Origin of the sequence: Nocardiopsis oceanisediminis, from assembly GCF_048595525.1 — a bacterium.
In the GTDB taxonomy this organism is placed as follows: domain Bacteria; phylum Actinomycetota; class Actinomycetes; order Streptosporangiales; family Streptosporangiaceae; genus Nocardiopsis_A; species Nocardiopsis_A oceanisediminis.
Window position 1 is genome coordinate 559601 of sequence record NZ_JAFMZJ010000001.1, and the last position, 22382, is coordinate 581982.

At 74.9% G+C, this 22382-nt stretch carries 16 protein-coding genes and 1 tRNA gene; 7 read left to right on the forward strand and 10 right to left on the reverse strand.

The window, feature by feature from the left end; genetic code table 11:
* Positions 1–27 precede the first annotated feature (27 nt).
* Positions 28–3135: a MobF family relaxase gene (gene mobF, locus J0910_RS03000; protein WP_420156968.1), complete on the forward strand. Its 3108-nt coding sequence runs from the start codon at positions 28–30 to the stop codon at positions 3133–3135.
* 54 nt (positions 3136–3189) lie between these two features.
* Here mobF and J0910_RS03005 read toward each other — a convergent pair whose 3' ends face one another.
* From J0910_RS03005 to J0910_RS03025, 5 genes are all read right to left on the reverse strand, one after another.
* The gene (locus J0910_RS03005; RefSeq protein ID WP_420156969.1) at positions 3190–4437 is read right to left on the reverse strand and encodes a relaxase/mobilization nuclease domain-containing protein; all 1248 of its coding nucleotides are present in this window, start codon (positions 4435–4437) and stop codon (positions 3190–3192) included.
* On the reverse strand, positions 4434–4790 hold the full coding sequence (locus J0910_RS03010) for a hypothetical protein (RefSeq protein ID WP_420156970.1): 357 nt from the start codon (positions 4788–4790) through the stop codon (positions 4434–4436). Before J0910_RS03010 ends, J0910_RS03005 begins: the two co-directional genes overlap by 4 nt.
* Positions 4791–4937: 147 nt before the next feature.
* Complete coding sequence (locus J0910_RS03015) at positions 4938–7460, reverse strand: PEP/pyruvate-binding domain-containing protein (RefSeq protein ID WP_420161874.1); 2523 nt, start codon at positions 7458–7460, stop codon at positions 4938–4940.
* Positions 7438–7935: a MarR family winged helix-turn-helix transcriptional regulator gene (locus tag J0910_RS03020; protein WP_420156971.1), complete on the reverse strand. Its 498-nt coding sequence runs from the start codon at positions 7933–7935 to the stop codon at positions 7438–7440. Before J0910_RS03020 ends, J0910_RS03015 begins: the two co-directional genes overlap by 23 nt.
* Positions 7936–8174: 239 nt before the next feature.
* Positions 8175–8248: transfer RNA gene (locus tag J0910_RS03025), tRNA-Gly, on the reverse strand.
* A 130-nt stretch (positions 8249–8378) separates the two neighbouring features.
* On the opposite strand from J0910_RS03025, the gene dcd reads away from it, so the two are divergent.
* Entirely contained in the window at positions 8379–8954 is a 576-nt protein-coding gene (gene dcd, locus J0910_RS03030; protein ID WP_420156972.1) for a dCTP deaminase, read from the forward strand.
* 70 nt (positions 8955–9024) lie between these two features.
* Here dcd and J0910_RS03035 read toward each other — a convergent pair whose 3' ends face one another.
* Positions 9025–9633 carry a rhomboid family intramembrane serine protease gene (locus J0910_RS03035; protein WP_420156973.1) on the reverse strand — a complete coding sequence of 203 codons (609 nt, stop codon included), beginning with the start codon at positions 9631–9633 and terminating at the stop codon, positions 9025–9027.
* A 507-nt stretch (positions 9634–10140) separates the two neighbouring features.
* On the opposite strand from J0910_RS03035, the gene J0910_RS03040 reads away from it, so the two are divergent.
* The 3 genes from J0910_RS03040 to J0910_RS03050 all read left to right on the forward strand — a co-directional run bounded on the left by J0910_RS03040 (position 10141) and on the right by J0910_RS03050 (position 13738).
* Positions 10141–11493 (forward strand): quaternary amine ABC transporter ATP-binding protein, encoded by a 1353-nt coding sequence (locus J0910_RS03040; RefSeq protein ID WP_420161875.1) that lies wholly within the window; start codon positions 10141–10143, stop codon positions 11491–11493.
* Entirely contained in the window at positions 11490–12725 is a 1236-nt protein-coding gene (locus J0910_RS03045; protein ID WP_420156974.1) for an ABC transporter permease, read from the forward strand. Before J0910_RS03040 ends, J0910_RS03045 begins: the two co-directional genes overlap by 4 nt.
* Positions 12726–12799: 74 nt before the next feature.
* On the forward strand, positions 12800–13738 hold the full coding sequence (locus J0910_RS03050; protein WP_420156975.1) for a glycine betaine ABC transporter substrate-binding protein: 939 nt from the start codon (positions 12800–12802) through the stop codon (positions 13736–13738).
* A 99-nt stretch (positions 13739–13837) separates the two neighbouring features.
* Here the strand turns inward: J0910_RS03050 and J0910_RS03055 are convergent, their stop codons facing one another.
* Complete coding sequence (locus tag J0910_RS03055) at positions 13838–14326, reverse strand: hypothetical protein (protein ID WP_420156976.1); 489 nt, start codon at positions 14324–14326, stop codon at positions 13838–13840.
* A 268-nt stretch (positions 14327–14594) separates the two neighbouring features.
* The gene (locus J0910_RS03060; RefSeq protein WP_420156977.1) at positions 14595–16931 is read right to left on the reverse strand and encodes a penicillin acylase family protein; all 2337 of its coding nucleotides are present in this window, start codon (positions 16929–16931) and stop codon (positions 14595–14597) included.
* 620 nt (positions 16932–17551) lie between these two features.
* On the opposite strand from J0910_RS03060, the gene J0910_RS03065 reads away from it, so the two are divergent.
* Positions 17552–18883 (forward strand): DUF5685 family protein, encoded by a 1332-nt coding sequence (locus J0910_RS03065; RefSeq protein WP_420156978.1) that lies wholly within the window; start codon positions 17552–17554, stop codon positions 18881–18883.
* Positions 18884–19128: 245 nt separating this feature from the next.
* Complete coding sequence (locus J0910_RS03070; protein WP_420156979.1) at positions 19129–19629, forward strand: DUF6069 family protein; 501 nt, start codon at positions 19129–19131, stop codon at positions 19627–19629.
* Positions 19630–20123: 494 nt separating this feature from the next.
* Here J0910_RS03070 and J0910_RS03075 read toward each other — a convergent pair whose 3' ends face one another.
* Both J0910_RS03075 and J0910_RS03080 read right to left on the reverse strand, forming a co-directional pair.
* A complete protein-coding gene (locus tag J0910_RS03075) occupies positions 20124–21761 on the reverse strand; it encodes a PH domain-containing protein (RefSeq protein WP_420156980.1) in 1638 nt (545 codons plus the stop codon).
* A 14-nt stretch (positions 21762–21775) separates the two neighbouring features.
* Positions 21776–22312: a PH domain-containing protein gene (locus J0910_RS03080; protein ID WP_420156981.1), complete on the reverse strand. Its 537-nt coding sequence runs from the start codon at positions 22310–22312 to the stop codon at positions 21776–21778.
* Between the last annotated feature and the right edge of the window lie 70 nt (positions 22313–22382).

The window sequence follows — 22382 nt, forward strand, 5'->3', positions numbered from 1 at the left end:
GCCCTCCTGCGGCCGGGCGGAGGCGCCGTGGCCGCGGTGGTGAAACTGCGCAGCGCCGAGCAGATCGAGTACCGCCTCAGCGGCCAGTGCGGCTGCGACCACCGCGCCCACGACCATGACGCGGCCGGGAACCGGCAGGTGGAGTACCGGCTGGGCGGGGCCGACCGGCCCCTGGAGCGGATCGGGTCGGGCTGGGGCCGGTTCGGCCGGGCCCCCGGCACCACCGTGGACACCGAGGCCGAGGTCGATGAGGTGCGCGCCGCGCTGGCCGGGCGCGATCCGCGCACCGGCGAGCAGCTGGTCGCCCCCAAGACGGCGGTCGACCCCCGGGCCAAGCTCTCCGCCCAGCCCCTGGTCGAGGCGGTGCGGGCGGTGGCCGCGGCCGCCGACCCCTCCCGGCATGAAGGCATGGACCCGGTCGAGCTGCTGGGGTCGGAGCGCCTGGCCGCGCGGTGGCGGCGCCTGGAGCGCGGCGTGCTGCGCGACGGCGCGGCCCACCGGGCCGCGGTGGGCGACCTGGAGGCGGTGGCCGGGGCCGCCGGGATCGATCCCGGGATCCTGTGGGAGGCCGGTGAGCTGGCCAGGGCCCGCCGCCACGCCGATGACCGCGTGGCCGTCGGCAATATGGGCTATGACCTGGTGCTGAACATGCCCAAGAGCATGTCGGTGGCCTATGGGCTGATGGACGAGGCAGATGCGGCCGAGTTCGAGGAGATCTACCTGGACTCGGTGCGCGAGACCGTCCAGGCGGTCGAGGAGTGGACGGCCTACGGGCTGGCCGGCCACCACGGCGACGGGGCCCGCGCCCGGCGGGTGGAATCGGCCGGCTTCGCCGCGACGGTGACGCTGCACCGCTCGGCCCGGCCGGTGGCCGGGCAGGCCGGCGACCCGCACATCCACGCCCATGTGACCATCCCCAACCTGATCGAGTGCGAGGACGGCCGCTGGCGCACCCTGGCGGCCGGCGGGCGCGACCTGCACCGCCACGTGGCCGTGGCCGGCGAGCTGGCCAAGGCCCGCATGCGCCGCCGGCTCAGCGAGCGCTACGGCGCCGTCTGGAAACGGGACGAACGCTCGGGCGAATGGGAGATCGCGGGCTTCGATGCCCGGTTGCGCTCCGGTTTCAGCTCCCGGGCCCGCCAGATCGACGCGCACGCCGCCGCCGGCGCCTCTACGGCGCAGCGCCAAGCGGTGGCCCGCGCGCTGGCCGAGGCGAAGCGGCCCGATCAGGAACCGGGCAGTGCCCGGCGGTCCTGGCGCCGTCGAGCGCGCGAGGCGGGCTATGACCCCGATGCAGTACTGGCCGCGGGCCTGCCGGGCCTGCGCTCGGGGGTCGGGCGCGGCGGTGCGCGGGTGGACCTGCAGGAGCTGTGCGCGGCGGTGTGGGACCCCGAGACCGGGGTGACGGCCCAGCGCAAGGTGGCCACCCGCACCCAGGTGATGGCGGCGGTGCTGCAGGCCCTGCCGCAGGGGGTGTCCGGGCTCTCGGAGCTGGAGGTGCTCACCGACGCGGTTCTGCGTGGCCCGGACGCCGTCGCGCTGGGAGGCGGGCCGCAGACGCATCTGTCCAACTCCGCGCAGTGGACCTCGCGCAGGATCGTGGAGTCCGAGCGGACGATCACCCTGTCGGCGCGCCGGCGCCTGGGCGCGGGGGCGGCCGCGGTGCCGGTGGAGCAGGCCGAGCAGGCGCTCGCGGCCTTCGAGGAGCGCCGCGGGTTCGCCCTGTCGGGTGAGCAGCGCGCGTGCGCCCTGCGGCTGCTGGTGGAGGGGCACGGCGTCGAGGCGGTGCGGGGGGTGGCCGGGGCCGGCAAGACCACGCTGATGAGCGCGGTCTTCGAGGGCTGGTCGGCCCAGGGGCTTCGGGTGGCCGGGGCGGCGACTGCCGCGGTGGCCGCGGCGAATCTGGAGGCCGAGTCGGGGATCGCTGCGCGCACGGTGGCCTCCTGGTTGGCGCGGATCGAGTCCGGGGAGGGCCTGGAGGGGGTGGACGTGCTGGTCATCGATGAGGCCGCCATGGTCGACGACCACTCGATGGCCGCGCTGACGGCCGCCGCCGAGCGTGCCGGTACCAAGGTCGTGGGCATCGGCGACCCGGCCCAGCTGCGCGCGGTGGGCGTGGGCGGCTCCTTCGCGGAGGTGCACCGCATCGTCGGGGGCCACACCCTGCGGGAGAACCGCCGCCAGCGCCGCGATGTGGACCGCAAGGCCCTGGAGCTGTGGGTGGAGGGCGGCCACTCCAGTGCGCTGGCCGTGTGGGGCGGGGCCGGCCGGGTGCATGCCGCGCGGCGCGCCCATGAGGCCCATGCCGCCATCGCGCAGGCGTGGCTGGCCGATCGCCGGGGGATCGCCGACCCGCACCGCGCGGCCGAGGACGTGCTGGTGCTGGCGGCGCGCAACAGCGACGTCGACGAACTCAACGCCCGGATGCGCTCACTGGCGCGCGACGCGGGGTGGCTGGGGGAGGCCGAGGTCGGGTTCGCGCTGCGCGGCGGCGGGCGCCTGGAGCTGTCGGCGGGGGACGTGGTGCGGGTGCGGCGCAACGACTACCGGTCCCGGCGCGGGGAGGGGCCCGATGTCCTGAACGGGGTGCGCGGCGTGGTCGCGGAGGTGGATGCGCGGCGGGGGGTGCGGGTGCGGTGGCGCTCGCGCGAGGGCGAGCGCAGTGCGTGGTTCTCTCCGGAGGCGCTGGCGCGCGGTGACGTGAGCCTGGGGTATGCGATGACTATCGCCGCGGCCCAGGGGCTGACGTGCGAGCGGGTGCACGTGTACGGCATCGGGGCCGACGCCAATTCGCTGTATCCGGCGATGACGCGTTCGCGCGAGCGGGCCGACCTGTATCTGGCGGCCGAGGCGCTTCAGGGCCTGGACCCAACGGCGTTCGGTTCCGATCGTGCTCTGGTGCAGGCGGCGATCGGCGCCTATGGGCGTGATCTGGAGGCCCGCAAGGAGGTCATGGTCGGCGCTCTGCTGGAGGCCCGCCGGGGGGAGGGGACGCGGCGTTCGGCGCCGCCTTCGATCCGCGAGGCGCTGCGGCGCCGGCACGGGGCGGATCGCGGCGGGCCGCGGACGGGCCGGGGAGGGCCCTCGGCCCGGCGCGGCGGCCCGCGCGGCCCGGGCCGGGGCCGCCGGAGGTGATCAGCGGCGGCCTGAACCCCGCCCCCGCCCCCGACCCCGACCCGCCGGAGGTGATCACGTGCGGAGGGCGTCGAGGGCGGCGCGCGCCGCCGCGGCCTGGGGGCGCCAGCCGTGTTCGGCGCACCAGCGGGCCACGGCGAGCGCCAGGGCCGTGATCTCTTCGCGGGTGCGGGCGGTCTCGCCGGGGCGGGCGGGTGTGCCGGGCAGGCGGCGGGCGGCTTGGCGCAGTGTGCGTGCGGCGGGGTGGTCGGCGGCGCGCAGGGGCGGTCGGGCGGCGTGTGCCCACGCGTGTTCGGCCCGGCCCAGGGCGGCGGCGATGTCGGAGGGGGCGGTGGCGGCGGCGCTGAGCGCGTCGCCCAGGGCGGCGGCTGTGGCGGCGCGCCGGTCGGGGCCGTGGTCCGCCCATTGGGCGTGTGCGGCCTGCAGCGCCAGGACCAGGCCGGGCCAGCCGGGGTCGGGGTCGCGGTCGGGGGTGGTGAAGCGGGCACGGACGCGGGCCAGTGAGAGGTCGGGGGCGAGTTTGGAGCCGGAGAACCACACCGGTGCTCCGGCGGCGGTGCGGTCGTGGGGCCAGGCCAGGGCGTAGCCGTCCAGTGTGCCGCGGGTGCGGTGGTGGTGCACCAGTGCGCCGCCGGCGCTGAGGGCGTCGAAGAAGTCCGTGTCGCTGCCGCTGGTGGCGGCGGAGCGCCGGGCGAGGCGGGCCAGTCCGGTGCGGGAGGGCTCGGTGCGGCCTGCACGGCGGGCGCGCTCCTGTTCGGCGCGGGTGGGGTGGGGGGCGGCGGTGCGGTCGGCGGGGGCGGTGGGGCGCAGTCCGAGCCGCTGCTCGATCCGCCGGCAGCCGTTGCGCAGGCGCAGGGCGTCGTTGTGGATGCGCGGCAGGGTCCCGTCCTGGCGGGCCAGGGTGGCGACCAGGTGGATGTGGTGGCTTTCGTCGCCGTCGTGGCGTACGGCGATCCAGCGGCAGGCGCGGGAGTCGCCGCGGGGGGCGATGCCGGCGGCGTCGACGAGGTCGCCGGCGATGGAGGCCCATTCGGCGTCGGTCAGGGCGCGGTCGGTGTGGGCGATGCGCACGGCGCAGTGCCAGACGTGGCGGGGCCGGCCGGGCAGGACGAAGCGGTCGAGGCGGTCGGCCAGGCGTGCCAGCTCGGGGCCGGGGTCGGGGGCGGGGCCGGGGTCGTGGACGCCCCAGGTGCGCCAGGCGGCTACGAGGTGGGGGTCGCTGTGCTCGTTGGCGCGTCCGGGGCCGTAGAGGTAGTCGAGCAGGCCGCGGGTGTCGCCGCCGCGCATGACTTTGGCGATCATGGCCGGGCGCTCTTCTGGAGGGCCTCGCAGGCGTCTTCGAGGGTGCCGATGGCGGTGGCGGCCCGCTGCAGCAGCTCGGGGGTGGTGCCGTCGGCGTGGAGGCGTTCGGCGAGGGCGTCCAGGGCGATGATGCCGTCGTTGAGGGCGATCATGGCTTCGCGCCGGCCGGGGGTGGTCTCGAGTGTCGTGCGGGCGACGCCGAGGCAGGCGTGGGCGGCGAAGCCGCCCAGTGTCATGTCGTGGTCGGTGGCGGCGCGGGAGAGCAGTTCGTGCTCTTCTGCGCTGAGGCTGAGCTTGACGTGGTGGTCCCGGCGCACGCCGGTGCGGCGGTCGCCGCGTCGCTGAGGGGGCATGGGCTATTTCCTACCGGCTTTCGGGCCGGCGGGGAATGGGCGGTGCGCCTCTGGGGACGGCCGACAGGGGCCAGGGGCGCCGGGGCGGAGAGCGGACGGCGGTGTCGGGACCGGCCGCGGGGCCGTCCTCCCCGGGCCGGTCCCGGGTCAGTTCCGGTCGGCGTGCTCGGGTTCGCGGCCGGCGGCTTGCTGCGGGCCGTCCCCGCCGTCCCCGCCGTCCCCGTCCTCTTCCACCGGCATCACGGTCCCGGCCGTGCCGTCGATGGTGATCAGGTCGCCGTCCTTGATCCGCCGGGTGGCGTCGTGCAGGCAGATCACCGCGGGGATGCCGTACTCGCGGGCCACCGTCGGCCCGTGCGCGATCGGCGACCCCGTCTCGGTGACCAGTCCCGCCGCGGTCATGAACAGCGGTGTCCAGCCGGGGTCGGTGGTCGGGGCCACCAGGATCTCGCCCGGTTCCAGGTGCGCTCCCGCCGGGTCGCGCACCACCCGGGCTCTGCCGGTGGCCTGTCCTGCGGCCGCGGGCTTGCCCATCATCGCGCCCTCCACCGGCGGGGGCGCCGGGATCAGCGCCTCCACGTCGGTGCCGTCCGAGAGCAGCAGGGAGGGCACCGTCGGGCGGCGCAGCTCGCGCCGGTAGAACGCCCGGCGCCCGGCCACCGTGTCCCGGTGGTCGGCGCCCTGCTCCAGCGCGGTGTGGACCTCGGGGAGTTTCAGGAACATGATGTCGCCGGGTTCCTCCAGGAGCCCGCGGGCGGCCAGCTCCTCGCCGATCAGGACCAGCTGGCGGCGGGTCGTCCAGTAGGGGATGAGCCAGCCGAACTTGGCGATCTCGCGGAGCCCGGTCAGCTCCCGGGAGCGGCGCATCAGGAACAGCCCGAGGCGGCCGCGGATCCGGTGCCGGCGGCGCACTCGCCGCTCGACCTCGGCGATGACCGCCTCGGCACGCTCGGCCGCGCGGGCGAACCGGCGGTCCGGGGCCTGCTCGGGGTCGTCCACCCGCAGGTAGTTGGCGATGGTGCCGAACAGCGGTGAGGGGTCGTCGCCCCACCGGGGCATGCCGATGTCCACTTCGGCGGCGGCCCGGTGCCCGTAGACCTGGAGGAACTCCTCCAGGCCGATGTCGGGGAGGGTGCCGGCCCGGTACTTCTCCGCCAGTTCCTCGGGCGGGGTCCGCAGGAAGAGGTCGCGGTGCTCGCGTGCGCGGACGGCCATGCCCCACAGGGCCATGTCCATCTGGGTGGTGACGTTGTGCGGCATGCCGCCCAGTGCGGTGTCCGCCTCCTCCTCGGTGACGATGCCCTTGAGCACCGCGCCCGGGGCCGTGGTCAGGATGATGCCGGTGAACAGCGGCCACATCAGTTCCATGATCCCGCGGAACATCGCGTCGTCGCCGCTGCTGTTCTCGACGAACCTGAGCCGCTCGGCGGCGGTGGCCCCGGTGGGCGGGGGCGCGGCGCTCTCCTCGCGGAGGATGCGGATGCCCCGGTCCACCTGGGCTCTCGCCTGCTCCGGCCTGGCCACCGCGCGGACGATGCCGGCCACCGCGGGGAGGGCGTACCGCAGGGCCAGGCGGACCGTCGGCCCGAAGCTGAACGGCATGCCCTTGACCGGTGAGAACCGGGGGTCTTTCAGCAGGTGCTCGATACCGGCCTTCGCCCGGGGGCCGTAGATGTCCGCCATCGAGGGCAGGCGCGGCCGCATCCTCTTGTTGCGGAGGAGGTCGGTCATGTCGAGGTAGAGGCGGTCGCCGACGCCCGCCATCAGCCGCGCGGTGCCGCCCGTGCGGCGGTCCTTCACGTAGGACCCGACCCACTCCTCCATCATCGCGTCCATCATGGACATCCCCATCGGGGTGAGCGGGCGGAGCAGCCCTTGGATGTTGCCGACCTCCATGTAGGCGCGGGGCCGGGGCAGGCCCGCGTCGTCGGGGAGCGGGAACAGGGTGGTGATCGCGCGGGACTGCAGCAGCCACAGCACGCCGTCGGCGTCGTAGGCCCATTCGGCGTCCTGCGGTGAGCCGAAGTGCCGCTGCAGCCGTTCGCCGGCGGCGCGCAGCTCTTCCACCCGGGCGCGGGTGAGGCAGCCGTCCTCGGGGCCGTCGATCCCTTCGGGGCCCATTTCGTAGTGGTCCGGTTCGGCGCTGCCGTCGACCACCGCGGTGCCCAGCCCGCGCACGGCGTCGGCGACCATGACCGACCGGCTGCCGCTGAGCGGGTCGGCGGTGAACAGCACCCCGGCGGTGTCCGCGTCGACCATCCGCTGCACGACGACGGCCATGTGCACGTCGTCGCCGCCGATCTCGTTGTCCCGGCGGTAGGCCACCGCGCGCTCGGAGTCCAGTGACTCCCAGCACCGGCGGACCGCCTCCACCAGTTCTTCGGTGCCCTCTACGTTGAGGATGGTGTCCTGCTGCCCGGCGAAGCTGGCGTCGGGCAGGTCTTCGGCGGTGGCGCTGGAGCGCACCGCCACCCGGCCTCCGCCCAGCCGCTCGTAGGCGCGGGCCAGTGCGTCCTCGGGGATCGCGCCCGCCCGGTGCGCCTCGGTGGTCAGGCAGAAGCCGGGCGGGACGCGCTCGCCGGCGGCGATCATCTCGCCCAGGCCGGCGGCCTTGCCTCCGACCAGGCCGATCATGCCGGCGTCGATCTCACTCAGGCCGACCACGTGCATCGCGTTCACTCCTCATCCTGCGCGCCGCCGCGGCGAGCAGCTCCATCGCGCCCACCACGGATTCCAACTCCTCCGCCGTCAGGTGGGTCCACAGTTCGGACTGCGCCTCCACCCGGGTGCGGGCGATGCGTCCCAGCACCGCGTGGCCCCCGTCGGCGAGGCGCACCCGCCTGACCCGGCGGTCGGCGCCGTCCTCGTAGCGCTCTACGAGACCGCGCCGCACCAAGCGGTCGACCAGGCGGCTCGTCCGCGATGTGGAGCGGCCGAGTACCGCCGCGAGCTCTTTGAGGGTGGGGTCCCCCGGGAACGGCGCGCGGTCGTGGTCGAGCGTCTGGAGCAGGGCGATATCGATGAGCGACAGGTCTTCGTCCTCATTGACCCGGACGAGGCTGGGCACCGTGTCGCGCTGCAGGGAGCGCAGCACCGCCAGCAGCCGCTCTCCCTGATTCTTGTGCTCATCTGCATTGGTTGCCATGGCGCAATTAAATCTAGTCCGCCGGACCCGGGGAGTCCAGAAGGGGGATCCGTTCCATACGCGCTCTTGACGCGGGGCCGCCGGCCCGCCCGCGGGGCCGGACGGCACCGAAGAGGGCGGCGCCGGAGCGGGACTCCTCCGGGCGCGGCGCGTATGCGGCACGGGGGACGCCGCATACCCCCGGAAAGCAGTAAGGCCAGGCCCCCGGTTTAACCGGAGCGACCTGGCCTTTCATGCTCTGGAGCGGATGACGGGAATCGAACCCGCGTTATCAGCTTGGGAAGCTGAAGTTCTACCATTGAACTACATCCGCATGGGCAGCCGTTGGGCTGTCCTTCGCCGGACAGCTTACCCGATGCCGCGGGCGATCGGGAACACGGCGGGCGGGGTGCGGCGGGCCGGGGCGCCCGGAGCAGGGGGGCGCAGCAGGTAGGTTCTGGAGCGTGCTGCTCTCTGATCGGGATATCAGGTCCGAAATCGAGTCCGGGCGGGTGAAGATCGACCCGTACGACCCGGGGATGATCCAGCCGTCGAGCATCGACGTCCGGCTGGACCGGTTCTTTCGCGTGTTCGAGAACCACCGGTATCCGCACATCGATCCGGCGGTGGAGCAGCCGGACCTGACCCGGCTGGTCGAGGTGGGGGCGGACAGCGAGTTCATCCTGCACCCGGGGGAGTTCGTGCTGGCGTCCACCTACGAGGTGGTGACGCTGCCGGAGGACATCGCCAGCCGGCTGGAGGGGAAGAGCTCGCTGGGGCGGCTCGGGCTGCTGACCCACTCGACCGCGGGCTTCATCGACCCCGGCTTCTCCGGGCACGTGACGCTGGAGCTGTCCAACGTGGCGACGCTGCCGATGAAGCTGTACCCGGGGATGAAGATCGGGCAGCTGTGCATGTTCCGGCTGGCCTCCCCGGCCGAGCACCCCTACGGGTCGGACCGGTACGGGTCGCGCTACCAGGGGCAGCGGGGGCCGACGCCGTCGCGGGCCTACCTGAACTTCAGCCGCGCGGAGATCTGAGCGCGGCGGGGACGGGAAGAGGGCGGGGCGGCCGACGGCCGCCCCGCCCTCTTCCCGTCCCCGCCGCCGGTCAGTACCGGTAGTCGGGGTAGGGGCCGTAGCCGCCCTGGACCGAGGGGGCGGGGCGGGTGCGGGTGGGCAGGATCCAGGCGGCGAGCAGCCCGCCGAGGAAGCCGAAGAGGTGGGCCTGCCAGGAGACGCCCGCCGACTGCGGCAGGACGCCCCAGATCAGCGTGCCGTAGAAGATGACGACGCTGATCATGATGACGATGTCGACCGTCTTGCGCTCCACGATGCCGCGCAGCACGGTGTAGCCGAAGTAGCCGAAGACCAGGCCGCTGGCGCCGACGGTGAGCGTGCCCGGGGCGGAGAGCAGCCAGGTGCCGATGCCGCTGACCGCCATCACGATGAGGGTGGTCCACACGAACCGGCTCAGGCCGCTGAACGCCACCAGCGCCCCCAGCACCAGGAGCGGCACCGTGTTGCTCATCAGGTGGGTGAAGTCGGCGTGCATGAAGGGGGCGGTCAGCACGGTCCAGGGTGCGCCGAGGTCCCAGGAGCGCAGACCGAAGGCCGCGTCGAGCGCACCGCCGAAGAGGGTGTCGGCGATCTCGATGATCCACATCGCGGCGGCGAACGCCGCGACGGTGAGTATGGCGACTATCCGCGAGTGCGTCACCCTTCCGACTGTATGCGACCGGAGCAAGGGGCGCCGGGCCGATTACGGTTTCGGGTCGGAAGTGTCCGGAGTGTAGCGGTCAGAGCCGCTTTGCTGGAGTATTTGTGACGCAGTTCACTCTCGGATAGTGGGTGATGTAGATCACTATCCGAGGGGTGGTCGGGAGCGGCGGAGGCGGCTCGCCTTGGGATCGAGGTCTGGACCAGGTTAAACGTGTTACTTGGGCGTGACCTTTTGTGAAAGGCCGAACAGCTTATCTCGCTAAAGTTGCTTAACGCCATAAAAAGGACTTAAGGCGCGGAGGTCGGCTCAAGCCGCGGTGCACGCCGGCGGGTCCGAGGGGGCGGTCCCGCACGGCGCTTCTCGGCTCCGTGCCGTTTCGCTCGCACACCCCGCAGGGGCGGGACCGGCGAGACGGGGGAGCACGACTGCGCCGCCTCGGTCCCGAACGAGCAAAGACGCTAAGAGGAGACCGTGCCAGCAGTACGCGCAGAGAAGCTCTACAAGGTGTTCGGGAAGAAGGCCGACAAGGCCGTCGAACTCCTCTCCGACGGGCGGCACCGGGACGAGATCGCCGACCTGAACGTGACCGCCGCGGTCATCGACGTCTCCTTCGAGGTAGAGCCGGGCGAGATCTTCGTCGTCATGGGCCTGTCCGGGTCGGGCAAGTCGACCCTGATCCGGATGCTCAACGGCCTGCTCACCCCCACGTCGGGGCAGGTCGAGGTGGACGGCACCGACATCACCGCGCTGCCCAAGCAGGGGCTGCGCAAGCTGCGCAGCGAGAAGATCAGCATGGTCTTCCAGCACTTCGCGCTCTTCCCGCACCGCACGGTGAAGGAGAACGCCGCCTACGGCCTCGAGGTCCGCGGCGTCCCGCGCGAGGCCCGGGAGGCCAAGGCGGTCGAGGCGCTGGAGATGGTCGGCCTGGCCGGCTGGGAGGACAAGGTCCCCGGCCAGCTCTCCGGCGGCATGCAGCAGCGCGTCGGCCTGGCCCGCGCGCTCGCCGCCGACACCGACATCATCCTGATGGACGAGGCCTTCAGCGCCCTGGACCCGCTGATCCGCAGGGACATGCAGACCCAGCTGCTGGAGCTGCAGGAGACGCTGGGCAAGACCATCATCTTCATCACGCACGACCTCAACGAGGCGATGCGGCTGGGCGACCGGATCTGCGTGCTGCGCGACGGCCGGACCGCCCAGATCGGCACCGCGGAGGAGATCCTCAACGACCCGGCCAACGACTACGTGGCCCAGTTCGTCGAGGACGTCGACCGCACCCGGGTGCTCACCGCCTCCTCCGTGATGGAGGCGCCGATCCCGGTGGTCGCGCCGGACAACGGCCCGCGCGCCGCGCTGCGCACCATGCGGGAGAACCAGACCTCCTACGCCTTCGTGCAGCGCCGCGACCGCCGCCTGGTGGGCGGGCTGAAGGAGAGCGCCGTCGGCAAGGCCGTCCGGGAGAACGCCAAGGAGCTCTCCGGGCTGGTCGACACCGGGATCGAGCGGGTCGCACCGGACACCGCGATCGCCGACCTGTTCGCCCAGGCCGCGGAGAGCACCTTCCCGCTGGCCGTGGTGGACGGCGACGAGCGCCTGGTCGGGGTGATCCCGCGGGGGACCCTGCTGGCCGCGCTGGCGCCCCCGGAGGAGAACGGCGGCGGGGACGCCGCCGATGGCGGTGCCGGCGGCGCCGGGGCCGATGCCGGCGGCGAAGAGGCCGGCGGCACCGAGGACGCCGAGAGCGACTCGGACGGCGCCGGCTCGGAGGGCGGCGACTCGGAGGACGGCGCTGAGAAGAGCGGCGAGGGAGCCGCCGTCGAAGAGCCGACCGCCGCAGAGGAAGGGGGAAGCAAGTGAGCACGCTGACCGTGAGCATCCCCCGCCTGCCGGTGGGGGACGCCTTCGAGGCCGGCATCAACTGGATGCGGGAGACGCTGAGCGGCCTGTTCGAGGTCATCGGACTGGTCATCAAGACCTGCGTCGACGCGCTGTACGGGCTGTTCGCCGAGACCTCGGCGACCCAGTTCACGCTGCTGGCCGCCGCGGTGATCGCCGGCGGGCTGCTCCTCCGCGGCAAGTACCGCCCGACGCTGATCGCGATCGGGGCGTGGGCGGCGCTCTACGTCGCCGAGCTGGTCGGAGGGGTGGCCGCCGCGGTCATCACCTCGCTGCCGGCCGGGCTGTTCACCCCGGCGATGAGCCTGTTCGGCGCGGAGTACGTCTACCCGCCGCTGGTGCTCGCGCTGCTGCTGCTCGCGGCCCTGATGGTGATCAGCTTCACCGCCGCCCGCAACACCCGCCAGGAGCTGCTGGCCGCGCTCTCCGCGGTGGCGCTCTTCGTCATCCTGGGCCTGCACTTCATCGTCGGCGTACAACTGTCCCTGCTGGTCATGCCGCTGTTCGCGCTGCTCGCGCTGGTGGTGGCCGGCTGGCGGGTCGCGCTCTTCACGGTGCTGGGCTTCCTGCTCATCATGAGCATGGACAAGTGGGACAACGCGATGAGCAGCCTGGCGCTGATCATCGTGGCGACCGCGGTCGCGGTCGCGGTCTCGCTGCCGATCGGCATCCTGGCGGCGAAGAACAACAAGGTCAGCGCGGTGGTCAAGCCGGTGCTGGACTTCATGCAGACGCTGCCGGCCTTCGTCTACCTGCTGCCCGCGATCGCCTTCTTCAGCATCGGCGCGGTGCCCGGCGTCATCGCCACCGTCATCTTCGCGATGCCGCCCGGGGTGCGCCTGACCGAGCTGGGCATCCGCCAGGTGGACAAGGAGCTGGTCGAGGCGGGTGAGGCGTTCGGTGCCCCGGAGATGCAGATCCTCCGCCGCATCCAGCTGCCGCTGGCCCTGGCCACCATCATGGCCGGCGTCAACCAGATCATCATGCTGAGCCTGTCAATGGTCGTCATCGCGGGCATGGTCGGCGCCGGCGGCCTGGGCAACGACGTCTACACCGGTATCGCGCAGGGCAACATCCCGGTCGGCTTCGAGGGCGGCCTCGCCGTCGTCGTGCTGGCGATCTACCTGGACCGGCTGACCGGTGCGGTCACCCGCTTCTCCCCGGCGGCCCGCGCCGCGCGCGCGGCCAAATGACCCGCTCCCCGGGGCCGCACCCGCACGCGGCCCCGGGGCAACCGTTCACCCAGCACGAAGAGGAGAGACCGGACATGCGCAACGCCATCCGATCCCGCCGTTTCCTCACCGCCGGGGCGGTCGCCGCCTCGGTCACCCTGCTCGCCGGAGCCTGCGGCGGCGGTGGCGGCGGTGTCGCCACCGGCCCGGAGGAGGGCGACGGCGGCGGCAAGGAGATCAGCATCGCGATGATCCCCTGGGACGAGGACATCGCCATCACGAACCTGTGGAAGGTGATCCTCGAGGAGAAGGGGTACACGGTCACCGTCGAGGAGGTCGACGTCGCGCCGACCTTCGAGGGCGTCGCCAACGGCGACATCGACATGTTCATGGACGTCTGGCTGCCCACCACCCACGGGAAGTACTGGGACCAGTACGGCGACAAGCTCGAGAAGCTCGGAGTCTGGAACGAGAACGCCTCGCTGGAGCTGACCGTCCCGGAGTACGTCGAGGACGTGGACAGCATCGAGGACCTCAAGGGCAAGGAGGAGATGTTCGGCGAGCGCATCGTCGGCATCGAGGCCGGGTCCGGCCTGGTCCAGCAGACCGAGAACGAGGCCATCCCCACCTACGGCCTGGAGGGGTACGAGCTGGTCAAGTCCTCCACCCCGGCAATGCTGGAGGAGCTGGAGACGGCGATCAAGGACGAGGAGCCGGTCCTGGTCACCCTCTGGCGCCCGCACATCGCCTACTCCAAGTACGAGCTCAAGGACCTGGAGGACCCCGAGGGCGCGATGGGCGAGGCCGAGACGATGAACATCATCGGCCGGGACGGCTTCAGCGAGGAGTTCCCTGAGGTCACCGAGTGGATGAAGAACTTCAAGCTGGACGACGGCCAGATTCAGGAGCTGGAGACGGCCACTCGGATCGATCACGAGGACGACCCGGAGGCCGGCGCTCGCGCGTGGCTGAAGGAGAACCCGGAGTTCCTGGAGGCCTCCATGGGCGAGGACGCCGAGGGCCTGAAGTTCTGACCCCGGCCCCGCTCCGCCCGGAGCGGCCCCGGAAGCGAGGGGAGGGCCCCGCCGAGTCCGGCGGGGCCCTCCCCGTGTCCGTGCCCTCGGCGGCGCCGGTCAGCGGCCGGTGCCGCCGGAGGTGATGGAGCGGTCCCGGGGCGGGATGCCCGCGGCGGCCATGAACATCTCGATCCTGCCGATCGGGGCCAGGCCGGTCAGCGGCAGGTACGGCCGGGCGGCCCGGCGGCCCTCGGTGGACGGGAAGGCCCGGGGCCGGCCGGTCAGGTCGCACAGGCCCAGCGAGCGGTTGCGGCCGGTGAGCAGGTAGTAGGAGCCGATGTCGGCGAAGGGGATGCGCACCACGTACCGGCCGCGGACGTAGCGGAACTCCCCGTCGGAGAATTCCAGGACCGGCGAGTGCAGCCTGCTCCCGTGCCAGACCAGCGCGGCTCCGGCGGCGGCCAGCACCAGGCCCAGCACCAGGTTGGCCCAGTGCGCCGGGGAGAGCGCGACGGTGATCGCGCCGAGGACCACCAGCGCCGACCCGCTCCAGATCTCGCCGTGCTTCCGACCCGAAGGGCAGACCAAGCGAACCGTTTCGGACACGGCTATGCCTCTCTCGTACCGCAGGGTGGGGATGGCGGGGATCGCAGTCCGAACCTTATCGGCTCGGCCGCCGTTCCGGCGCTGGAATCGGTCATATGGGCGTGCCGCGCCGAGCGCGGTCGGCCGCCTCGGCCCGGTGGCCCCGATCGGCCCCGGCCCCGGCCCCGGGAGCGGGCGGGCCGCGGCGGCGGAGCGCGGCGCGGTTTTCGGTCGGCCCCCGGGCCTCCGGGAGGAGCGGGGCGCCGACCGGGCCCCGCCCGGGGCCGTTTCAGGGGGCCGGGAGCAGCCGGATCGTGCGCTCGGTGTGCTCGACCACCGCGGCCCGGGTGTAGAGCAGCGGGAAGTAGTCGCCGCGCCGCCACATCGGGAGCAGGTCGGCGTAGTGCGGTGACGACGGGTCGCCGGACTGGCCGGGGGCGTTGACGGCGCGGGAGGCGTCCCAGGCGCCCACGTCCAGCACCATCCGGGCGCTGGCGCCGGTGTGGTGGGTGAAGTCGGCCGGGCCGTGGCCGGTGGCGTCCACCGAGTGCGGGGCGCCGCCGCGCGGGAACGGCCCCAGGTGCGCGCCGGCGGCGTGCGCGAACCAGGTCTGCTGCAGGCCGCCCCAGCGCCAGCGGGCCGGGTCCGGGCCGAGCAGCCACTCCGCCTCCGCGTAGGCGCCGGCCAGCGTCGCGGTGAGCAGCGCGTCCCGGTCGCCGGGGTCCAGCGCGCGCAGTGCGGCGGCCAGTGCCTCCGGGTCGGCGCCGGGGTCGGGGAGCGGCGAGGGAGGGAGCGCCGCCTCCCGCACCGCGGGGGCCAGGTGCCGGGAGGCCCAGATCCGGAAGAGCGCGGCGCCCGCCGAGTCCTCGGCGGCGGAGCCGTCCCATGCCTCCAGCACCGCCAGGGCGGCGCCCGCCCCGGCCCCGTCTCCGCGCCCGTGCGGGCCGAGGCCCTCCAGGAACGGCAGCAGCAGCCCGGACACCGGGTCGTACCGGTCGTTCTGCAGCGTCATCGCGTCGCCGGGGCCGAACGCCGGGTCGGCGGCGAGCGCCTCGGTGATCCTCTGGTGGCGCAGCGGCGGCGGCCACTCGTACCCGGCGGGCGCCCCCGGGCCGGGCCGGTACTCGTTGGCGGAGGCGAGGAACCCGGCGGCCGGGTCGCGCTCGGCGGGCAGCTCGGAGCCGGGGGCGAACCCGGACCACTCGTAGCGGCCGTCGCCGGGGACCGGCAGCAGCCCGTCGAAGCCCTCCCGGACCGGGACCCGGCCCCCGGCGGCCAGCGCGATCGACCCCGAGGCGTCGGCGTAGAGGTAGGTCAGCGGAGGTCCGCCCCACTCGGACAGGGCGGCGCCGAACGCCTCGGCGCCGCGGGCCCGCATCAGCTCCAGCGACCCCAGGTAGGGGGCGGTGCCCGGCTCGCTCCAGGCGGTGCGCACCGCGTAGGCGGCCCGCCCGGCCCCGTCGGCCAGCACCACCGGGCCGTGCCGGGTGAACAGCAGCTCCACTTCGACCGGGTCCCCGCCGCGCACCGGGATCCGCTCGGTGGTGCGCCGCATCCGCTCCCAGCCGCCCCGGTAGGCGTACAGCCCGGGGTCGTCCGGGTGGAGCCGGTAGACGTAGAGGTCCTCGGCGTCGGCGGAGAAGTAGGTCAGGCCGAACGCGGCGGTGCCGTTGTGCCCCATGGCCACCCCGGGCGCGCCCGGGTCGCCGGCGCCGGCCACGTCGGTGCCGGGCGCGGAGAGGTGGGCGAAGTACCGGGTGGAGGGCGCGGTGAGCGCCCGGTGCGGGTCGCCGGCCAGGAGCGGCCTGCCGGTGCCGGTCCGCTCCGGTGCGACGGCCCAGGCGTTGCTGCCCTCGGCGGCCGACGGCGGGTGCGCGGGCGGGGAGGGCCGGGTCAGGTCGGCGGGCGCGGTGGCCAGCAGGTAGTCGTCGAGCACCCCGGGCGGGATCGCGCACGGGTCGAGGCCGTCGGGGACCTCGGGGCCGGCGTCCGGGCGGAGCGGCGCGCGCAGCGCGTCGGCCCGCACCCCGGCCGCGCACGCGGTCCGCGCACGTACCACCTCGCTGACCACGTTGCCGGTCAGCGCCGACGAGCGGATCCGCACCACGTCCTCGGCGCGCCACCGGCCGGGGCGGTGGCCGAGTTCGGCGAATTCGGCGGGCAGGTGGCCGGGGTTCTCTTCCAGCCAGTCGATGTAGGCGTTGACGCCGTCGGCGAACCGCCGGGCGGCGAGCCGGGTCCGCTCCCCGTAGGCCGCCCACTCTGCCTCCATGTCTCCGCGGTACAGGAAGAGCCGCGCGGCGCGGTCCTGCTCGGTGAAGGCCGGGCCGAACGCCTCGGAGAGCAGCCCGAGGCCGCGCCGGCGCTCCAGGTCGATCTGGAAGAGCCGGTCCCGGGCGGCGTTCACCCCCTGGGCGAAGTACAGGTCGCCGGTGCTCTCGGCGTAGATGTGCGGGACACCCCACCGGTCCACCCGGATCTCCGCGGCCTCCTCCAGGCCGGGCAGGGGGTAGGCCGACGGTTCGGGCCGGTGGACCCCGGTGGCGGCCGCGGCGGGGGCGAGCAGCGCCGCGCACGCGGCGGCGGCGGCCAGGCGGCGCCGGAGCGGTGCTGCGGTCGGGGCCATGGCGGTCGGTCGCTCCGGGGGTCGGGGACGGCGTCCCGGCGCAGCCTACCGAGCAGCGCACGGCCACGGGTGCGGAGTCGGCCGCGGTCTCGGGCGGAGCGCACCGGTAGAGGGCCCGGGCGGTTCGGAGAGCGGTCGGCGGTGGCCGGTGCTCTCCGTCCGGGGTCCGTCCGTATCCGGGGACGCCGCAGCCTGCGCGGAGGGAGCCGTGCCCCGATCGGCCGTCTTCGGCGTTCCCGCTGCCCGGGGCCGCGCCGCCGACACGGCCGGGCCGGAGGCGCCGGGGACCGCTCGCACCGGTCGGGCAGGCCGCGCACCGGGGCGGTGGTCCGGACGCCGAAGGACCGACTCGGCCCGGAGCGCCGCCCCGCGCGCACCCCCGAGGGCCTGCGGGCGCGGACCCGCCGACGCGTGTGCGCGGCGATCCGGTACGACCGGCCGATCGCAGCCCCGGCCGAGCGGCCACCGATCGCCTACGGCCACCGGCCAGGACACCGATCTCCCATCAACGATCGAGGGGCGCGGGGGCGGTGCCCGCTCGGATCCGCCCGGGAACCGGAGCGGCCCGGGGCACGTCTGAACCGCCGTTCCGCTCCCCATCCGCGAAGAAGAGCCCGCACATGTTCGGAATCCTGAGACCGTGCCGCCACACCCTTCCCGCCCCTCTCGCGGACGAGTGGATGGGGCACCTCTGCGGCCTGTGCCTGGCGCTGCGCGACGGCCACGGGCAGGCGGCCCGGGTCGCCACCAACTACGACGGGCTGGTGGTCTCGGTGCTGGCCGCCGCCCAGTCGGAGGAGTGCGCCGGCACGCGCCCGGCGGGGCCCTGCCCGCTGCGCGGCATGCGCCGGGCCGACGTCGCCGAGGGCGAGGGCGCCCGGCTGGCGGCGGTGGTGTCGCTGCTGCTGGCGTCGGCGAAGATCAGCGACCATGTGGCGGACGGCGACGGGGTGTACGCCCGCCCCGGGGTGCGTACCGCCGCGCGCCGGGCGGCCGCCCGCTGGGGTGCGGGCGCCCTGGCGGCGGGGGAGGGACTGGGGTTCGACGGGTCGGCCCTGGCCGCCGTCGCCGACCGGCAGCGGGAGGCGGAGGCCGCGGCGGCCGAGGGGACCGACGTCCTGCGGGTGACCCGGCCGACCGAGGAGGCCACCGGGGAGGCGTTCGCGCACACGGCGCTGCTGGCCGGGCGGCCGGGCAACGCGGGTCCGCTGCGCGAGGCGGGCCGGCTGTTCGGCCGCGTCGCGCACCTGCTGGACGCGGTGGAGGACCTGGAGCAGGACCGGGAGGCGGGGGCGTGGAACCCGCTCGCCGCCACCGGGACGCCGGTGGATCGGGCCCGCGGGCTCTGCGACGACGCGGTGCTCGGCGTCTCCCTGGCCCTGCGCGAGGCCGAGTTCGCCGACGACCGGCTGGTGCACGCGCTGCTCGTGCACGAGCTGCGGCGGGCGGTGGAGCGGACCTTCGCCCACGCGGGGTACCCGGGGCAGGACCCGCGCCACCCGCGCCACCCGCACCACCCGCAGCAGTACCCCGGGCACCCGGGCCACCCGCACGACCCGCAGCATCCCGGGTGGCGGAACCCGGGGCACCACGGGCCCTACCGGCAGGGCGGCGGACCGGAAGGGCTGCCCTCCTCTGGGGACGGCTCCGGATGGGGCGGTGGCGGCGGGGGCTTCGGCGGCCGGGGCGGTGGAGGCGGCGGCGAAGACGGCGGCGAGCGGCGCAAGTTCAAGGACCAGGGCGAATGGTGCTGCAGGACTCCGGCGATCTGGCACCCGCCGAAGAAGCGCGGGTTCTTCGCCGGCTGCGGGGTCGCTCTGTTCATGTGCTGCACCTGCCAGCAGTGCTGCCGCGACCCCCATCCCGGACCATGGAGCGGTGAGAAGCGGGAGGAATGGTGCTTTGACTGGGCCGGCTGCGACTGCAACTGCAACTGCTGCTGTTGCGAGTGACCTCGGGGCGTCTTCCGAACGGCCGACAGGCCGAGCACAGCCGGGCGCGCACCACGTCGGCCCGGCTCTTCTCCGCGATCGGCCCCGGCTCGCTGCGGCCGATTCGGTCCGGGCGGTCGCAGCCTTCCGCACGGCGCGCCACTGGCCCGAGTACCGGGGCGAGGGCGCCGGGGCGGCGCTCATCGATGTGGAACGGTCGGCCGGGGCCTGCCGTGCAGGGCCTTCGCCGAAGAGAGGAGCAGGGCGTGAGTGATCTCGGAACCGCCCCCGCCGCCGGGGCCGGGCGGAAGCCGGAGCCGTCGGTGGCGGCCCGTCGCCGTGTCCGCGCGCTGGCCGTCGCGGCCGCGGTCGTGCTGCCGCTGCTGCTGTGGACCGCGGCCGTCCCGATCGGCGGCCACCCGCTGGAGGTGAGCTTCGGGATGCGCACCGGGGCGCTCGCCCCGGAGCCCATGGGGCTGGGCGCGGCCCCCTTCGGGCTGGTCCCGCTGGTGTCGGCGCTGCTCGGCTGGGCGCTGCTGGCCCTGCTGGAGCGGTTCGCCGGCCGCGCGGCCCGGTGGATCTGGGGCGTGCTCGCCGCCGCTGTACTGGCGGCGTCCTTCCTGCCGCTGACCGACCCCGCGCTCAACGGGGTGACGGTCGCGGTCCTGGCCGCCGCCCACCTGCTGGTCGGGGCGGCGGTGATCCCGGCCTTCCTGCTCACCTCGGCGCGCACGCCGCGCCGGGTGCCCCGGGCACCGGCCGGCTGAGCCGGCCCGGGGCGGGGCGTCCGCCGAGAGCCCGACCCCGGCGGGGCCGCTCCTCCCGCGCCGATCCCTGCGCCGTCTCCGTCCCGGCGCCGGTCGAGCCGGGGAGGAGGCGAGGACGGCGCCTCGCGGGGCCGGTCCCGTCCGCGTGCGCGGAACGTCCGGGGAGAGACCCGTCTCCCTCCGGGTGCTCCGGGGCGTGCGTCCCGGCCGGCCGCATGCCCGGCGCCGTTGAGCGGGGAGCCGGGGGCGGCGCCGGACCAGGGCAGGACACCGCGCGGGGAGGGACGCCCGGCCGCCGCCGATCGGCCGGTGCCGGTCCCGCCGCCGCCCGCGGAGACGGGCGCCCGGCCGTGCCCCGGCGCTGTTCCGCCGGCGGGTTCCCGGCCGCTCGGGCGGGCGGGAAGAAGCGCCCCGCGCGGAGGCGGGCGCCCGGGGCAGGGCCGCCGGCTCGCGGAGGGCCTCCGGCGGTGCCGCCCGCCCCCCGAGGCGCCGGTTCAGTCCCGGATCAGGAACGGGGCGAGCAGGCCGGGGACGGCCTCGTCGGCGAGGGCGAGGCCCTGCCCGTGGCCGATGTCGCGGGCCTTGTGCACGCCGCTGTCGGCCGCCACCGTGGCGCCGAGGGTGGACAGCCCGGCCCGGCGCTGCAGCGGGGAGCGGGTGACGGTCCAGCCGATCACCGCCTCCCGCTTGAGCGCGACCGTGGACCGGGCCGCCATGCCGCCGCGCAGGTAGAGCAGGCGCCGGTCCAGGCCGTGGCCGAGGCCGCGGTAGGCGCCGACCGCGTAGGGCGCGCAGAGCAGGGCGGAGAGCGCCGCGGCGGCCGCGGTGCCGCCGGCGGCGGCGTCCGCCGGGACGGCGGGGACCAGCCAGAGCGGGGCGCCGGCCGCGGCGGTGAGCACCGCGGTGGCGGCGGCCGCGCGGAACAGCCTGCGGCGCAGTGCCGCGCGCGGGTGCCGGGCGAGTTCCGGGAACCCGGCGCCGGGCAGCACGTCCCCGGCGGTGCGCACCGCCTCGGCGCGCGGCATGTCCGGGGAGAGCGTCCGCTTGGGGACCAGCCCCTTGCTCTGCTGGTCCTCGCCGAGTCCGGAGGCGACGGCGGCCACCGAGGCCGCGCCGAACCAGCGCAGCGGCAGGTACTCGCAGAGCTCGACGCCGCGCAGCCGGCGCTCTTCGATGGAGACCGAGGAGAGGTTGAGCAGGCCGCGCTTGACCAGCAGGGTGCCGTCGGGCTCCCGGGTCAGCCGGTAGCCCCACCAGGCCTCGACGTGCACCGCGAGCGCGACGGCGGTGCCGAAGGCGACCACGCCGAGCAGCGCCGCGGGGACGGTGACCAGCGCCGTGGACACGACGAACTCGTACAGGCCCATGCCGATCGGTACGAACAGTTCGCTCGCGAAGTCGCCGATGATCTGGGCGGTGGTGCCGGCCAGGGCGGCCAGTGCGCCGTAGCCCAGCGCCATCGGGCCCCAGGAGAGCGCGCCGTACCGGAACCAGCGCGGGGCGAGCGCGGCCAGCACCACCGGTTCGCCCTCGCCGGCCCGCCCGGCGGCGTCCGCCGCGGCGCCCTCCGGCCGCGCCTCCGCGGCGGCCGGGGCCCCGGCGGAGCGGCGCAGCAGTTCGCGGCGGAGCCGCTGCCCCTCCTCCGCGGTGACCAGGTCGAGCGTGAGCTCGTCGCCGGGGTCGCCGCTCTGCCCGCTGCCCACGGTGACCCGGCACAGCCCGAACGGGCGGGCCCACAGCGAGGCCGCCACGTCCACGGTGCGGATTCGGTCCCGGGGCAGGGAGCGGTGCGAGCGCGCGATGACGCCGGAGCGCATCTCCATCCGCTCCTCGGTGACCCGGTAGCGGGTGAGCCGGTAGCGGAAGACCTCGCCGCCGCCGATGGTGAGGGTGAGGAGTGCGGCGGCCAGCAGGATGAGCGCGCCCCACGGCCAGAACGCCCCGAAGAAGGCGGTGGTCCCGGCGCCGGCCAGCCCCGGCAGCACGAAGAACAGGGTGACGGCGAGCAGGCTCACCCGGACGGTGAAGGGGCTGAGCCGGCGCCACTCGGAGTCGGCGGGTGCGGCCGCGCCGGGATGCGCGGCGGCGGTCGGTGCGGCGGCGTTCACAGCGGCGTTCACGGTGTCGTCCATGCCGGTCACGCCCTTCATGTCGCGTCGCCGGGGATGGCCTGGGTGGCCTCGGAGAGCCGGGCCGCCAGGTCGGCGGCGAGCTCGGCGTCGAGGCCGTCCACCTTCAGCGGGCCGGCCGCCGAGGCGGTGGTGACGGTGAGGGTGGCCAGCCCGAACGCGCGCTGCAGCGGCCCGCGGTCGGTGTCCACGGTCTGGATGCGGGAGAGCGGGGCGATCCGCCACTCCTGCCACAGCCAGCCGGAGGCGGTGTAGACGGCCTCGTCGGTGATCTCCCAGCGGTGCACCCGGTAGCGCCAGACCGGCATCACCGCGGTGACGGCCAGGCCGATCGCGGCGACGGCCGCGGTGGCGGCCCCCAGGGTCAGGACGAGCCAGGGCACCACCTCGAACAGGGCCAGGGTGACCGCCGCGATTGCGGTCGGTGCCGCCGCGGCCGCGGTCGCGAACAGGGTGCGCACGGTCCAGTGCGCGATGGCGCGGCGCTGCACCCGGTGCCGCGGCGGGCGGAGCCGGGGCTCGGCCACGTGGCGGGCGGCCTCTCGTGTCGTCATGGGCCCTCCTTCGGGTCGTCCTAAAAAAGTGATATCACAATGCTATGCTCGCGTCATCAAGTAATCTGGA

Bases quoted from the DNA above. Each gene is read 5' to 3' on its own strand.
- J0910_RS03065 (WP_420156978.1), top strand. From the start codon at position 17,552: ATGTTCGGAATCCTGAGACCGTGCCGCCACACCCTTCCCGCCCCTCTC.
- J0910_RS03005 (WP_420156969.1), bottom strand. From the start codon at position 4,437: ATGATCGCCAAAGTCATGCGCGGCGGCGACACCCGCGGCCTGCTCGAC.
- J0910_RS03020 (WP_420156971.1), bottom strand. From the start codon at position 7,935: ATGGCAACCAATGCAGATGAGCACAAGAATCAGGGAGAGCGGCTGCTG.
- J0910_RS03010 (WP_420156970.1), bottom strand. From the start codon at position 4,790: ATGCCCCCTCAGCGACGCGGCGACCGCCGCACCGGCGTGCGCCGGGAC.
- J0910_RS03050 (WP_420156975.1), top strand. From the start codon at position 12,800: ATGCGCAACGCCATCCGATCCCGCCGTTTCCTCACCGCCGGGGCGGTC.
- J0910_RS03080 (WP_420156981.1), bottom strand. From the start codon at position 22,312: ATGACGACACGAGAGGCCGCCCGCCACGTGGCCGAGCCCCGGCTCCGC.
- J0910_RS03015 (WP_420161874.1), bottom strand. From the start codon at position 7,460: ATGCACGTGGTCGGCCTGAGTGAGATCGACGCCGGCATGATCGGCCTG.
- J0910_RS03075 (WP_420156980.1), bottom strand. From the start codon at position 21,761: ATGGACGACACCGTGAACGCCGCTGTGAACGCCGCCGCACCGACCGCC.
- J0910_RS03060 (WP_420156977.1), bottom strand. From the start codon at position 16,931: ATGGCCCCGACCGCAGCACCGCTCCGGCGCCGCCTGGCCGCCGCCGCC.